The organism is Blastococcus sp. SYSU DS0828, from assembly GCF_054050975.1.
Genome location: NZ_JBJHAK010000028.1, coordinates 1 through 12,926, shown reverse-complemented (window position 1 = coordinate 12,926; position 12,926 = coordinate 1). Strand labels below are relative to the sequence as shown.

The window sequence follows — 12,926 nt, the reverse complement described above, 5'->3', positions numbered from 1 at the left end:
AACCGGCGGGTAGCCGGCCGCCTCCCGGGGCAGAGCAGCAGGCGTGATCCCGTCGCCGCCGCGTCTGACCGAGGCCCTCACGGTGCTCCGCGACCGGGTGGCCGCCGCACCGCTGGCCCTGGCGACGGCGAGCCGCGACGAGGCCGTCCGGACCGCCCGGGGCATCACCGACCAGATCGACGACTACCTGCTGCCCCGGTTGCGCGACCTGGACGCCCCGCTGCTCGTCGTCGTCGGCGGCTCCACCGGCGCCGGCAAGTCCACGCTGGTCAACAGCCTGGTCGGCGCTCCGGTCACCACCGCCGGCGTGCTGCGCCCCACCACCCGCGCCCCGGTGCTCGTCTGCGCCCGCGCCGACGCCGGGAGCTTCTCCGGTGACCGGGTGCTGCCGGGGCTGGCGCGGGTCACCGGCGGGAGCGGCGGCCCCGGGACGCTGCAGCTGGTCCCCCGTGACGATGTGCCAGCGGGGCTGGCCGTGCTCGACGCTCCCGACGTCGACTCGGTGGTGGCGAGCAACCGCGACCTCGCCGGCCAGCTGCTGGCCGCCGCCGACCTCTGGGTCTTCGTGACCACCGCGGCCCGCTACGCCGACGCCGTGCCGTGGGACCTGCTGCGCACCGCCGAGCAGCGGGGGACGGCGCTGGCCGTCGTGCTGGACCGGGTTCCGCCGGAGGCCGCCACCGAGGTCGCCGACGACCTCGCGGCGATGCTGCGGGGCGCCGGCCTCGCCGCCGCCCGGCTGTTCGTGGTCGAGGAGCGGCCGCTGCAGGACGGCCGGCTGCCCGAGGAGCAGGTGGCGCCGCTGCGGAGCTGGCTGCACGGGCTGGCCGCCGACCAGGAGCAGCGGGCGGCCGTCGTCCGGCAGACCCTCGCCGGGGCGCTGGACAGCCTGCAGGAGCGCACCGCCACCGTGGCCCTGGCCGTGGAGGAGCAGCTGGCCGCGGCCGGGGCGCTGCACGGAGCGGCCGCGGCCGCGTACGACGGGGCGCGCGACGGGATCGACCAGGGGGTCCGCAGCGGCAGCCTGCTGCGCGGCGAGGTGCTCGCCCGCTGGCAGGAGTTCGTCGGCACCGGGGAGTGGATGCGCACGCTGCAGAATCGCGTCGGCCAGGTGCGCGACCGCGTCACCGCGGCGCTGACCGGGCGCCCGGCCCCGGCCGAGAGCCTGCAGGGCGCGCTGGAGAGCAGCGTCGAGCACCTGCTGCGGGCCGAGGCGGACCGGGCCGCGGAGCGGACGGTCACGGCGTGGCGTGCGCTCCCGGCCGGACCAGGGCTGCTGGGCGACCGGGAGCAGGAGCTCGCCGCCGCGTCGCCCGACTTCCCGGAGGCCGCCGCGGCGCAGGTGCGCGACTGGCAGGGCACGGTGCTGGACCTGGTGCGCGACGAGGGCGCCGACAAGCGCTCGCGGGCCCGGCTGCTCTCCTGGGGCGTCAGCGGGACCGGCGCGGTGGTGATGGTGGCGGTCTTCGCCCAGACCGGTGGGCTCCTCGGCGGGGAGGTGGCGGTCGCCGGCGGCACCACTGCGGTCGGCCAGCGCGTGCTGGAGGCGGTGTTCGGCGACGCCGCGGTGCGGTCGCTGGCCGAGCGGGCGCGGGCCGACCTGGAGGAGCGGGCCGAGGCGCTGCTGCGGTACGAGCAGGACCGCTTCGACGGCCTCCTGGACGCGGCGGCGCCGGCGCCGCAGGCCGCCGACGACCTGCGGCTGGCCGCCGGTGCCCTCGTCGAGGCACGCCGGGCATGAGGGGTGCGGGAGGAGCGCTGGCCGACCGGCTGGCCGCGCTGCGCGAGGCGGTCGAGGTGGCCGACGGGCAGCTGGCGGTGCCGGAGGTGGCGCGGGCCAGGGCGGTGCTGGCCAAGGCCGGGGCGCGCGAGGCGCTCGGGGACGCCACCGTGGTCGCGCTGGCCGGGGCGACGGGCAGCGGCAAGTCCACCCTGTTCAACGCGCTGTCCGGCAGCGAGGTGAGCACCCCGGGGGTGCGGCGTCCCACGACCGGCGTCGCGCACGCCACCGTGTGGGGCGCGGCCGAGGACGGCGCCGACCGGCTGCTCGACTGGCTCGAGGTGCCGCGGCGGCACCGCCACGAGCCCGAGCCGGCGCTCGACGGGCTGGTCCTGCTCGACCTCCCCGACCACGACAGCGTGCGGCTGGAGCACCGGCTGGAGGTCGACCGGCTGGTGGAGCTGGTCGACGTCCTCGTCTGGGTGCTCGACCCGCAGAAGTACGCCGATGCCGCCGTGCACGAGCGGTACCTGGCGCCGCTGGCGGGCCACGCGGGCGTGCTGCTCGTCGTGCTCAACCAGGTCGACCGGCTCGACGACGCCGCGGCCCGCGCCTGCCTGGCCGACCTGCGCGGCCTGCTCGACCGCGAAGGGCTGGCCGCGACCCCCCTGCTGGCGGTGTCCGGTCGCACGGGAGCGGGGCTGGCCGAGCTGCGCGGTGAGCTGGCCCGACGGGTGGGTGCCCGCCGGGCGGCCGGGGAGCGGCTGCTCGCCGACGTCCGCGGCAGCGCCGCGGAGCTCGCGGCGCACTGCCCGCCCACCCCGGCCGGTGGGTCGCGGTGGTGGGGGCGGGCCGGTGCCGCCGACGACCCGGCCCGGGAGCCGACCGACGGCCTCACCGACGCGCTGGCCCGCGCGGCCGGGGTGCCCACCGTGACCGCCGCCGTCGAGCGGTCGACCCGGCGGGAGGGCGCCGGGCGCACCGGCTGGCCCCTGCTGCGCTGGACGCGCACCCTGCGCCCCGATCCGCTGGGGCGGCTGCACCTGGGGGACGAGCGGGCCCGCACGTCGCTGCCCCCGGCCGGCGCGGTGGAACGGGCCCGCATGGCGACCGCCGTCCGCGAGGCGCGCGACGCCGTCGGAGAAGGGCTGGCGCCGGCGTGGCGCGAGGAGCTGCGGCGCACCGCCGAGGTCTCCGAGGACCGGCTGGCCGACGCGCTGGACCGGGCGGTCGGCGGGGCCGATCTGGGGCCCGACCGGGTGCCGCTCTGGCAGCGGGCCGCTGCGGGGCTGCAGTGGCTCCTCCTGGCCACCGCCCTGGTGGGTGCGCTGTGGCTGCTGGCCCTGGTCGCGCTCGGGTTCCTCCAGCTCGACGGCGTCGTCCCGCTGCCCCGGGTCGAGGGGCTGCCGCTGCCCACGCTGCTGCTGGGCGGTGGGCTGCTCGCCGGCCTGCTGTTCGCCCTGGTGTGCCGCCCGTTCGTGGCGATGCGGGCGCGACGACGGGGGCGAGCGGCCGACCGCCGGTTGCGCGCGGCCGTGCGCGCGGTGGCGGAGGAGGAGCTGCTGGCACCGATGGCCGCGGTGCACGCCGATGCCGCCCGGTTCTGCGCGGCGGTGACCCGCGCCGCGCGGTGATGCGCTGGGGCGGGGCTTCCCGGGTCCAGCCGGACCGCCGGACGAAGAGCCGCGGCATGGCACGGCTGCAGGGACGGTGCACCGGGCCGACCGCGCCTGGTGAGGTGCTGGGACGGCCCCCTCCGGAGGCTCGCCCCGAGCGTGCGAGGGGTGAGGAGGAGGGGGTCCTCCGTCAGTCCCGGTGGAGGCCGGGTGAGCGCTGCTCGGGCAGCCGGTCGCGCAGCCCCTCGACGGCCTCCCGCCCCGAGGGCAGCAGCGCCCAGACGTGCTTGCGGCCCGGCCGCTCCTCCCAGCCGTAGGCGGTGGAGAGCTGCGCGACGAGGTGCAGGCCCATCCCGCCCAGCGCCGGGTCCCGGTCGACGGCCGGCACGGGCGGGCGGTCGGGTGCCTCGTCGCTGAGGTCGAGCAGCCAGCCGGCGGGGCCGGCGACGACCAGGGCCCGCACGTCGCCCCCGCCGTGCCGCAGCGCGTTGGACGCCAGCTCCTCGAACACCAGGAGCAGCCCGTCCCGGGCGTCCTCGGTCGAGGCGGCGGAGACCGACGGGTGGGCGATCCGCGCGCGCAGATCGGTGCGCACGCGGGACACCACGTGCATGGCTTCCAGCTGCCAGTGCCAGACGTCACCGGGGACGGAGGGGACGGGCGCGGTCGGCCACGCGTCGGGGGCCAGCTCGTCGGCCATCTCGTCCTCTCGCGTCTGCTCCGCGGGTACCCCGGGACCCGGCCCGGATCGCACCATCCTGACCGATGGGGACGCCACGCGCGAAGGGGGGCGACCGGTGCGGGTCCCGCCGGGCAGACTGTGCCGGTGGACGACGTCCTTCGCGAGCTCGCCCGGGTGACCCTGGGCGGCCGGGAGCTGACCGAGGTGCTCACCGAGATCACCACGATCGCGGCCCGGGCCGTCCCCGGCGCCGACGCCGTCTCCACGACGCTGGTCCGCGGCGACAAGGCCTTCACGGCCGGCTACCGCGGCGAGATGGCGCTGGCGGCCGACGAGCTGCAGTACGCCGAGGACAGCGGTCCCTGCCTGGACGCCGGCCGTGGCGGCGTCGTCCTGCGGATCGACGACGTGCGCACCGAGGAGCGGTGGCCCGCCTACGTGGCCCGCGTGCGCGCGACCCCTGTCCGCAGCTCGCTGTCGGTGCCGCTGCCCTACCAGGGGTCGAGCATCGGCGCCCTGAACGCGTACTCGACCCGGCCCGCGGCGTTCGCCCACCCCGGGTCGCTGGCCGCCGCCCTCGGCGTGGCCGAGAGCATCGCGGTCGCGGTCGCCAACGCCGACGCGCACGCCCAGATGACCGAGCAGGCCCGCAACATGCGGATCGCCATGGAGTCGCGCGCGGTCATCGAGCAGGCCAAGGGCGTGCTGATGGCCCAGCAGGGGATCGACGCCGATCGGGCCTTCGAGGTGCTGCGCCAGGCATCGCAGCGCTACAACCGCAAGCTGCGCGACATCGCCGCCGGCATCGTCGCGGGCACGCAGGCGCGCCGCTAGTCAGCCGTCCAGCCGCGCCAGCCGGGAGACCAGGAACTCGACGGCGGCGGCGCTGTCGACCGTCTCGGCCACCTCGACCGCCGTCGCGGACCCCGAGACCGCCCGGCGGTCCACCAGGGTCTGTCCCCGGCCGGCGCCCAGCGTGGTGTCGACGACGACGTCGCGCCGGACGGTGCCGAGGGTGCCCGGGGCGATGGCCTCGGTGAGCGCCAGGGCGTCGTGCACGACGACGCCCGCGGTGCCGTACGCGTCCCGGGCGTGGTCCACGTACTGCTGCAGGATCGCCGCCGCGCTGCGGCCGACCGGGCCCGCACCGGCGAAGCGGGCGATCCCCTCCTCGGTGAGGACGGTGGGCAGCGTGACGTCCAGGCCGACCAGGACGGCGGGCACCGAGGAGCAGAGGACGGCCTGCGCCGCCTCCGGGTCGGACCAGATGTTGAACTCCGCGGCGGCGGTGACGTTGCCCCCGCGGGAGGCGGAACCGCCCATGACGACGAGCCGCCCGATGCGCTCCGCGGCCTCCGGGTACACGGCCAGCAGCAGCGCGAGGTTCGTGAGCGGGCCGATCGCGGCCACCGTCACCGGCGTGCTCGCGGCCAGCAGCGTCTCGGCCAGGGCGACGACCGCGGGGCGGGGGTCGACGACCGCGGGGGAGGGCGGCAGCTCGGCGCCGCCGAGCCCGGCGACGCCGTGCACGTGGCCGGCCCGCTCCGGCTGCGGGTGGACCAGCGAGGCGCGGGCGCCCGCGGCCACCGGCACGTCGGAGCGCCCGGCCAGGTGCAGCACCCGCAGGGCGTTCTCGGTGACCTGCGCCAGCTCCACGTTGCCGTGCACCGTGGTGACCAGCCGCAGGTCCACCTCCGGGCTGGCCAGGGCCAGCAGGATGGCGAGGGCGTCGTCGATGCCGGGGTCGGTGTCGATCACCAGGGGGATGCGCTCGGTCACCGCCGCATCCTCGCAAGCCGGTCCGCACGGGCCCGCCGCGGTCCGGCCGGTCCGCACGGGCCGACCGCGCTCCGGCCGGGGCCGACACGCCGGGCGTGCCGGAGTCGTCCGGAAGTGACCGACGGCCCGGATCGGCCCGTCCACGCTCGCGGGGGGCCGTCGAATCGACAAGGGCATGCGCCGGGCGAGGGGTCACCGACCGGTGCGCAGGGGTTGGGCAACGGTTGGGTCACGCGGTTCCGGCGAGGCGCCGGAGGAACCGGCTGCCGGGCCCGCCGATCCCTACGTTTCTCCTTGTCCGCGGCACCTTCCCCTGCTGCGGACACGACTTCGGGAGGCGACATGAGCAGCAGCCGGCAGGCCGTCAGGCCGGCGGACTCAGCGGCGCGCGCCGACCGTTCCCCGCGCGAGCCGGCCAGCGCGTTGGTGGGTCTCATCGACGTCCTGGACCGGGCGGACGAGGTCCGTCCCCGCCCGCGCCCCCGGCCGGCCACGCACCGGGCGGCGGCCCGACCCGTCCCGCTGCGGTCGGTCCAGCCGGCGCCCGCGGCCCGTGCCCCGCACGTGCCCGCTCCGCCGGTGTTCAGTCCTCGGGTGACCGTGGTCCCCGAGCGGGTCCGCGAGCCCCTGGGCGGAGTGCGCGGGTTCACCCGCCGGATGGCGCTGTGGGGTGCCGGCGAGCAGGGTCAGAACCTGGCGTGGCGCACCGCCGCACCTCCCGCCCCGGTGCCCGGTCGGCGCCGTGCGGCGCTGCGCGGGTTCACCCGCCGGATGGCGCTGTGGGGCGCCGGCGAGCAGGGCCGGCACCTCGCCTGGGGCCGCCCCGCGTCCCCGGTGCTGCGCGACCTCGATCCCCCCGTGGTGCTGCGCGAGATGCCCAGCACCCCCTCCGTCCAGCCCGTGGCGCCTTCCCCCGCCGCGGCGCTCCTTCCCGCGGGACCGGCCTCGTCGCCGGGGTCGCGAACCGGTACGGCCGCACCTGACGCGACCGCCCGCCCCACCACCCACCCGAGTTCCACGGAACCCTCGGTACGGAGCCGGCCATCGGCCGGCTGGCGTCCACCGGGGGACTGGCCGTCCTCGGGTCGGTACGGGGCGCGGTCCACGCCGCCGTTCCTCCCGGTCCGCACCCCCGGCCCGGCGGGCCGCACCCCCCGGGTACCGGCACCGCGGTCCCCGCAGGGATCCGGTGGAGCCGGGGCCCGCGGCGACCCGGCCGGGTGCCCGGTCCGCGGGTCTCCGCCCCCGCCGCGACGAACCGGGCCCGCGAACGGCACCTTCCCCTCGCCGTTCACCGTGCGGGCACCCTCGGCGCACCCCCGCCCGGCGCCTCCCGCGCCCGGCTGATCCTGCAGCGCGACCACGGCATCCAGCCGCGGCAGCCGTCCACCGCTCTCCCGTCGAGCACGCCGGCCCCGACCTCCCTCTTCCCCGGGTGGTCGCGGATCGTCGACTCGGTCCCGCGAGCGCGTCCCCCTCGGCCGACCTCGGCCGCACCTGGCCCACCCCCGACGGTGCCCTCCGGGCGCCCGCAGACCTCGCCGCTCCACGAATCCGGCCTCGTCCCCCCGCCCGGCTGCTGCCCAGCACGCAGCGCGCGGACCCTCCAGGGAGGCACGGATCGCGGACGGCGGGCAACGCGGACCCGGAACCGTCCGGCGGGGTGGACGACAGGCCCCTGCCGGTGCCCGGCGGCGCGATCCCCCTCGCGACCGCCCGGGTCTCCGACCGGCGGCGCCTGGCCGGCTGCGGCGGAGGGGCCACCGGTCCACCGACCGGCAGGGTCCCGACGCCGCCCGGGCCCGCGGTCCGACGTCCCGGCGCGGTGCTCCGGGACGAGGCGTCGGACGACGTCGCGGAGCTCGTGGCACGTGCCGGTGGACGGGCATCCCGTCCGCTTCCTCCCGCCGTCGGCGGGCGCCCGCCTCCCGCGGCCGGACCGCTCGCCGGTCCCCGCCCCGGCCCGGCCCCCCCCCCCCCCACACAACCCCCCACCGCCCCCCCCCCCCCCCCCCCCCCCCCCCCCCCCCCCCCCCCCCCCCCCCCCGCCCCCCCCCCCCCCCCCCCCCACCCCCCCCCCCCCCCCCCCCCCCCCCCCCCGGCGGCCGGACCGCTCGCCGGTCCGGTCACCGCCCGGGCGCCCGCCCCGGCTACCGAACCCCCACCCGCCCTCTCCCGCCCTCCTCACGGTCCCCTTGCAGACGCGATCCGCGCGCCCGGCCGACCGGTGTGACAGGCTCTGCACCTCTCGCCGCGCAAACGGAGCAGCCGTGCCGCCGGCCACCCGCGGACCGTCTGTGGAGGGAAACCCACGTGACCGCCGCCGAGCTCCCCGACGGGCCGGCCCCCCTGGGCGCTGCCGAACGCTCGGCGACGGGCATCGCCGACCGCGCCGAGGCGGTGCGCCGGCTGGCCGGCGAGGCCCTCGGCAACCGCAGCCTGCAGCGGCTCACCGACCTGGCCACCCGGCTGCTGGACTGCGAGTCCGTCGACGTCTCCCTCGTCGGCGAGGTGCAGACCGCGGTGGCCGGCACCGGCCTGCCACCCGGCGGCATCGGGGCCCGGCTGCCGCTGGCCTCCTCGCTGTGCGCCGTCGCCGCGACGGCCGACGGCCCCCTCGTCGTGCCGGACGCAGCCCGCGACGAGCGGGTGGCCGACCGCGACCCCGTCCGGTCCGGGCAGGTCGGCGCCTTCCTCGGCATCCCCCTGCGGGCCACGGGTGGGGACCCGATCGGTGCGCTGTGCGCGTACGAGCCCCGGGCACGGGCCTGGACCGAGCGGGACGTGACCCTGCTCCGCCAGCTCGCCGACTCGGTCAGCACCGAGCTCCAGCTCATGGCGCTCACGGCGGAGTACGAGGCGCACCGGCTGCGCTTCGAGCTGGCCATCGACGCCGCCGGCATCGGCAGCTTCGACTGGAACCTCGTCACGGGCCGGCTGCTCTGGGACGACCGGATGCTGGCCCTCTTCGGCTACGAGCGAGCGGGGTTCGACGAGAGGATCGACTCCTTCGTCGCCCGGGTGCACCCCGACGACCGGGAGCGGACGACCGAGGCCCTGCAGACGGCCATCGAGGGGCGCGGCGACTACGAGGCCGAGTTCCGGGTCGTGCTGCCGACAGGGCTGACCCGCTGGGTGCGGGGCCGGGGCCGGGCGGTCTCCGACGACAGGGGGACCGCGGTGCGGCTGCTCGGCGCCGCCTACGACACGACGCCGCAGCGGCAGGAGGACGTCCGCCTCGCCCGCCTGCTGGAGGCGATGAAGGCCTCGTTCTTCTCGCTGGACCGGGAGTGGCGCTTCACCTACGTCAACGCCGAGGCCGAGCGGGTGCTGGGCGCCTCGCGGGAGGAGCTGATCGGGCAGGTCGTCTGGGACCGGTTCCCGGCGGCCGTGGACAGCGACTTCGAACGGCACTACCGGACGGCGGTGTCGACCGGGCAGGAGCAGCTGTTCGAGGCCTACTACCCGCCGCCGCTGGCCGCGTGGTTCGAGGTGCGCGCCTGGCCCACGCCCGACGGTCTGTCGGTGTCCTTCCTCGACGTGACCGAGCGCCGGGCGGCCGAGGAGAAGGCCCGGCGCAGCGCCGCCCGGCTCGCGCTGGTCGCGCACGCCACCACGGCCGTGTCGGCGTCGCTGAACACCCGGCAGCGGGAGGAGGAGGCGCTGCAGCGGGTCGCCGAGCTGCTCGTGCCCGAGCTCGGCGACTGGGCGATCCTGAGCCTCGCCGACGAGGAAGGCCGGATGCGGGACGTCGCCAGCTGGCACCGCGACCCGGAGTACCGGGACGCCGTCCGCCGCTACGCCGCGCTGCGGCTGGCCGCCCTGCCCCCCGACGCCCCCATCATGCGGGCGCTCGCCTCCGGGCAGGTCCTGGTCGTCCCCGACGTCGGGGTGGCCGTGGGGCAGACCCTGCCACCGGGCGACGTCAGCGACGCCTTCTGGCGGTTGGCGCCGCAGTCGGCGGTGACGATGGCGCTGGCCGCCCGGGGCCGGACGCTCGGGGCGCTCAGCGCCTACCGGTCCGCCGACCGCCCGCTGCCGGACGAGGAGGACGTCGCCACTGTGCGCGACGTCGCCGGCCGGGTGGCGCTGGCGCTGGACAACGCCCGGCTCTACGAGCAGCAGCGCCGGCTGGCCGAAGGTCTGCAGCGCAGCCTGCTCACCGCACCGCCGCAGCCCGATTCCGCCGAGATCGTGGCGCGCTACCAGCCGGCGATGGCGGTGGCGGAGGTCGGTGGCGACTGGTACGACGCCTTCCAGCAGCCCTCGGACGCGACCGTGCTGGTCATCGGCGACGTCGTCGGGCACGACACCGAGGCGGCCGCGGCGATGGGGCAGCTCCGCGGCATGCTGCGCGGCATCGCCTACCGCGACATCGGCCCCGCAGAGGTGCTCACCGACCTCGACGCCGCCATCCGCGGCCTGCACGTGGGCACGCTGGCCACCGCGGCGGTCGTGCGCGTCGAGCAGACGGCCGAGGAGCGCGCCGCCGGCATGACCCGGCTGCGCTGGTCCAACGCCGGCCACCCGCCGCCGCTGGTCCTGCGGCCGGACGGGCGGATCGAGGAGCTGGCGGGGGAACGGGCCGAGCTGATGCTCGGGGTCGACCCGGAGACGCGGCGCACGGAGACGGTGGTGACGGTGCCCCGCGGGACGACCGTGCTGCTCTACACCGACGGCCTGGTCGAGGGGCGCGACCTCTCGCTCGACGAGGGCACCGCCCGGCTGCGCGCGGCGCTGGCCGACCTCGGGGGCCGGCCGCTGCCGGAGCTGTGCGACGCCGTCCTCGACCGGCTGCGCCCCGCCGAGGCGCTGCAGGACGACGTCGCGCTCGTGGCGGTCCGGCTGCACCCCCACGGCTGACGGCCGCTCAGCGGCCCAGCATCGCCCAGACGTGCTTGCGCCCCGCGGCGACGTACCAGCCGTGCGCGGCGGCCAGTTCGGCGATCAGGTAGAGGCCCAGTCCCCCCAGGCTCGGGTCGCGGCCGACGGCCGGTGCCGGCGGGCGGTGCGGCGCCTGGTCGGTCACCTCGACGAGGTAGGCGGCGCCGGTGGTGCGGAGGGCCGCCCGCACCTCACCGCCACCGTGGCGCAGCGCGTTCGACGCCATCTCGTCCAGGGCGAGCACGAGCCGGTCGAGCAGGTCACCGATCCCCGGGCCGGTCACCCGGTGGCGGACCTGCGCGCGCACACCCGGGAGCTCGGCGACGTCGTGCAGGTCCCAGACGAGGACGGGCTCGGCCGCAGGCGGGTACGCCGAGGGCCAGATCGTGCCGGCCGCCTGCCCTGTCACGCCTGTGCTCTCCTCCGTCGAGGCCCGCTGCTGCCGCGTGCTGGCCTAACCATCACCTATGGGTCGTGGCCCCGGGCGTCAAACCTGATGTCGTGCGGATCACACCATCAGCCGACGAACACCGGCGACCAGTATCCGGATCGGACGCTCGCGGCCACGGCGAGCACGCACACCGCGACGGCGGCGGCGACGAACCAGGCATCGCGCCGGTGCAGCGTGGAGCCCCGCGCATTGCTGCGGGGGATCCCGGAGTCGAAGCCGCGGGCGTCCATCGCCGTCGCCAGCCGGCTCCCCCGCCGGATCGCGCCGACGAGCAGTGCGAAGGCGGTGCCGGCGAACAGCCGGACGTGGGCGACCGGGCTGGCACCGGCGTCGACGCCCCGGGCGCGGCGGGCGAGGCGGATGGTCTGCCACTCGGTGGCCAGCAGCGGCACCAGCCGCAGGGCGGCGAGCGCCCCGTAGGCGAAGCGGGTGGGGACGCGCCAGTGCAGGGTGAGCGCGTCGGCCAGCCGCACGGGGTCGGTGGAGGAGACCAGCAGGACGCCGGGCAGGGCCAACGCGATCACCCGCAGCCCCCAGGTGGCCCCGCTCAGCCACGCCGCCGCGCCGTCGAGTGTGCCGAACGCGACGTTGACCCAGGCGACACCGGCCGCGCTCAGCAGCAGGGGCCACGTGCGGCGCAGGACGGACCGCGGCGTGGTCAGGCCCGCCGCGGGCAGCAGCGCCAGCTCCGCGGCGAGGACCACCGACGGCGTCACCCAGTCACCGCTGACGAGCAGGACGACGGTGAGGACGACGATCGCCGAGAGCTGGGCGACGGGATTGATCGCCGACAGCGGGACGGCCCGGGCCGGGCCGAGCGTGAGGGGGGCGCTCACGGTGCCGGCACCGGGTCGCCGAGGCGGAGCACGTCGTCGGCCAGCGCGCCGACGACGGCCGTGTCGTGGGTGACCAGGCACAGTGCACGGCCCTCGCCCTGCTGCTCGGCCAGCAGCGCGGTCAGCTCGGCCCAGGTGTCGCGGTCCTGGCCGAAGGTCGGCTCGTCCAGCACCAGCACCGGCGGCCGGGTCGCCAGCGCGGTCGCCACCGACAGCCGTCGCTGCTGGCCACCGGAGAGGGTGAAGGGGTTGGCCTCGGCGAGCGGGGCCAGCCCCAGCCGCTCGAGCAGCTCGTCGGCGCGCCGGCCGGCCGCCGTCCGGTCGGCCCCGGCCCGCAACGGTCCCAGGGAGAGCTCGTCGCGCACCCGTCCGGTCAGGAACTGGTGCTCGGGCTGCTGGAACACCGTGCCGATCCGCTCGACCAGCTCGGCCGCCCGCCACCGCGCCGGCGGCCGGTCGGGTCGGCGCAGCCCGGCGCGCAGGGTCGGCCCGACCCTGACCTGCCCGCCGGTCGGCGCGCGCAGCCCGGCGAGCAGCAGGGCCAGCGTGGACTTGCCGGTGCCGTTCGGTCCCGTCACGGCGAGCGTCCGGCCGGCGAGGAGAACCGCGTCGGTCGGCGCGAGCGCCGGGCGGTCGGACCCGCGGTGGGTGTAGCTGACGGCCTCGGCACGCACGAGCGCCTCGCCGGCCGGTGGGTCGGCCCGGCGCGCCGGGAACCGCAGCGGCGGCGGCGTCCAGCCGGCGGCGTGCTCGGTCAGCCCGCCGCCCGGCAGCAGCTCCACGACCCGGTCGACGAGCGGCAGCCACGCCTCCAGGTCGTGGTCGACGACGACCAGGGTGGCCGCCCGGTCGGCCACCGCGCGGTCCACCCCCCGGGGCACCACCGCGGCGCCGTCCGGGTGGAGCTGGGGGGTGGGGTCGTCCAGGAGCAGCACACCCGGGGGGGGGGGGTTGGCTC

9 protein-coding genes are annotated in these 12,926 nt (G+C 78.0%); 4 read left to right on the top strand and 5 right to left on the bottom strand.

Annotated elements, in window-relative coordinates:
* Window positions 1–43: 43 nt before the first annotated feature.
* Window positions 44–1,741 (top strand): ABC transporter, encoded by a 1,698-nt coding sequence (locus tag ACI79Q_RS18175; RefSeq protein WP_456615136.1) that lies wholly within the window; start codon window positions 44–46, stop codon window positions 1,739–1,741.
* On the top strand, window positions 1,738–3,354 hold the full coding sequence (locus ACI79Q_RS18170; RefSeq protein ID WP_456600516.1) for a GTPase: 1,617 nt from the start codon (window positions 1,738–1,740) through the stop codon (window positions 3,352–3,354). Before ACI79Q_RS18175 ends, ACI79Q_RS18170 begins: the two co-directional genes overlap by 4 nt.
* Window positions 3,355–3,526: 172 nt before the next feature.
* Here ACI79Q_RS18170 and ACI79Q_RS18165 read toward each other — a convergent pair whose 3' ends face one another.
* Entirely contained in the window at window positions 3,527–4,036 is a 510-nt protein-coding gene (locus ACI79Q_RS18165) for an ATP-binding protein (protein ID WP_456589837.1), read from the bottom strand.
* Window positions 4,037–4,162: 126 nt separating this feature from the next.
* Between ACI79Q_RS18165 and ACI79Q_RS18160 the strand changes: the two genes are divergently transcribed.
* Window positions 4,163–4,852 carry an ANTAR domain-containing protein gene (locus ACI79Q_RS18160; protein WP_456589836.1) on the top strand — a complete coding sequence of 230 codons (690 nt, stop codon included), beginning with the start codon at window positions 4,163–4,165 and terminating at the stop codon, window positions 4,850–4,852.
* Here ACI79Q_RS18160 and ACI79Q_RS18155 read toward each other — a convergent pair whose 3' ends face one another.
* On the bottom strand, window positions 4,853–5,797 hold the full coding sequence (locus ACI79Q_RS18155; RefSeq protein WP_456600515.1) for a nucleoside hydrolase: 945 nt from the start codon (window positions 5,795–5,797) through the stop codon (window positions 4,853–4,855).
* A gap of 2,313 nt (window positions 5,798–8,110) precedes the next feature.
* Here ACI79Q_RS18155 and ACI79Q_RS18150 point away from each other — a divergent pair.
* Entirely contained in the window at window positions 8,111–10,660 is a 2,550-nt protein-coding gene (locus tag ACI79Q_RS18150) for a SpoIIE family protein phosphatase (RefSeq protein ID WP_456613856.1), read from the top strand.
* Between the two features lie 7 nt (window positions 10,661–10,667).
* Here ACI79Q_RS18150 and ACI79Q_RS18145 read toward each other — a convergent pair whose 3' ends face one another.
* The 3 genes from ACI79Q_RS18145 to ACI79Q_RS18135 all read right to left on the bottom strand — a co-directional run.
* Window positions 10,668–11,090 (bottom strand): ATP-binding protein, encoded by a 423-nt coding sequence (locus ACI79Q_RS18145; protein WP_456589833.1) that lies wholly within the window; start codon window positions 11,088–11,090, stop codon window positions 10,668–10,670.
* Between the two features lie 107 nt (window positions 11,091–11,197).
* The gene (locus ACI79Q_RS18140; protein ID WP_456589832.1) at window positions 11,198–11,968 is read right to left on the bottom strand and encodes an energy-coupling factor transporter transmembrane component T family protein; all 771 of its coding nucleotides are present in this window, start codon (window positions 11,966–11,968) and stop codon (window positions 11,198–11,200) included.
* Window positions 11,965–12,926 (bottom strand): ATP-binding cassette domain-containing protein (locus ACI79Q_RS18135; protein WP_456615135.1); only part of this gene is annotated, 962 nt, incomplete at its 5' end. The genes ACI79Q_RS18140 and ACI79Q_RS18135, both read right to left, overlap by 4 nt.

Excerpts from the sequence above, each read along its gene's own strand:
- ACI79Q_RS18165 (WP_456589837.1), bottom strand. The coding sequence starts at position 4,036 with ATGGCCGACGAGCTGGCCCCCGACGCGTGGCCGACCGCGCCCGTCCCC.
- ACI79Q_RS18170 (WP_456600516.1), top strand. The coding sequence starts at position 1,738 with ATGAGGGGTGCGGGAGGAGCGCTGGCCGACCGGCTGGCCGCGCTGCGC.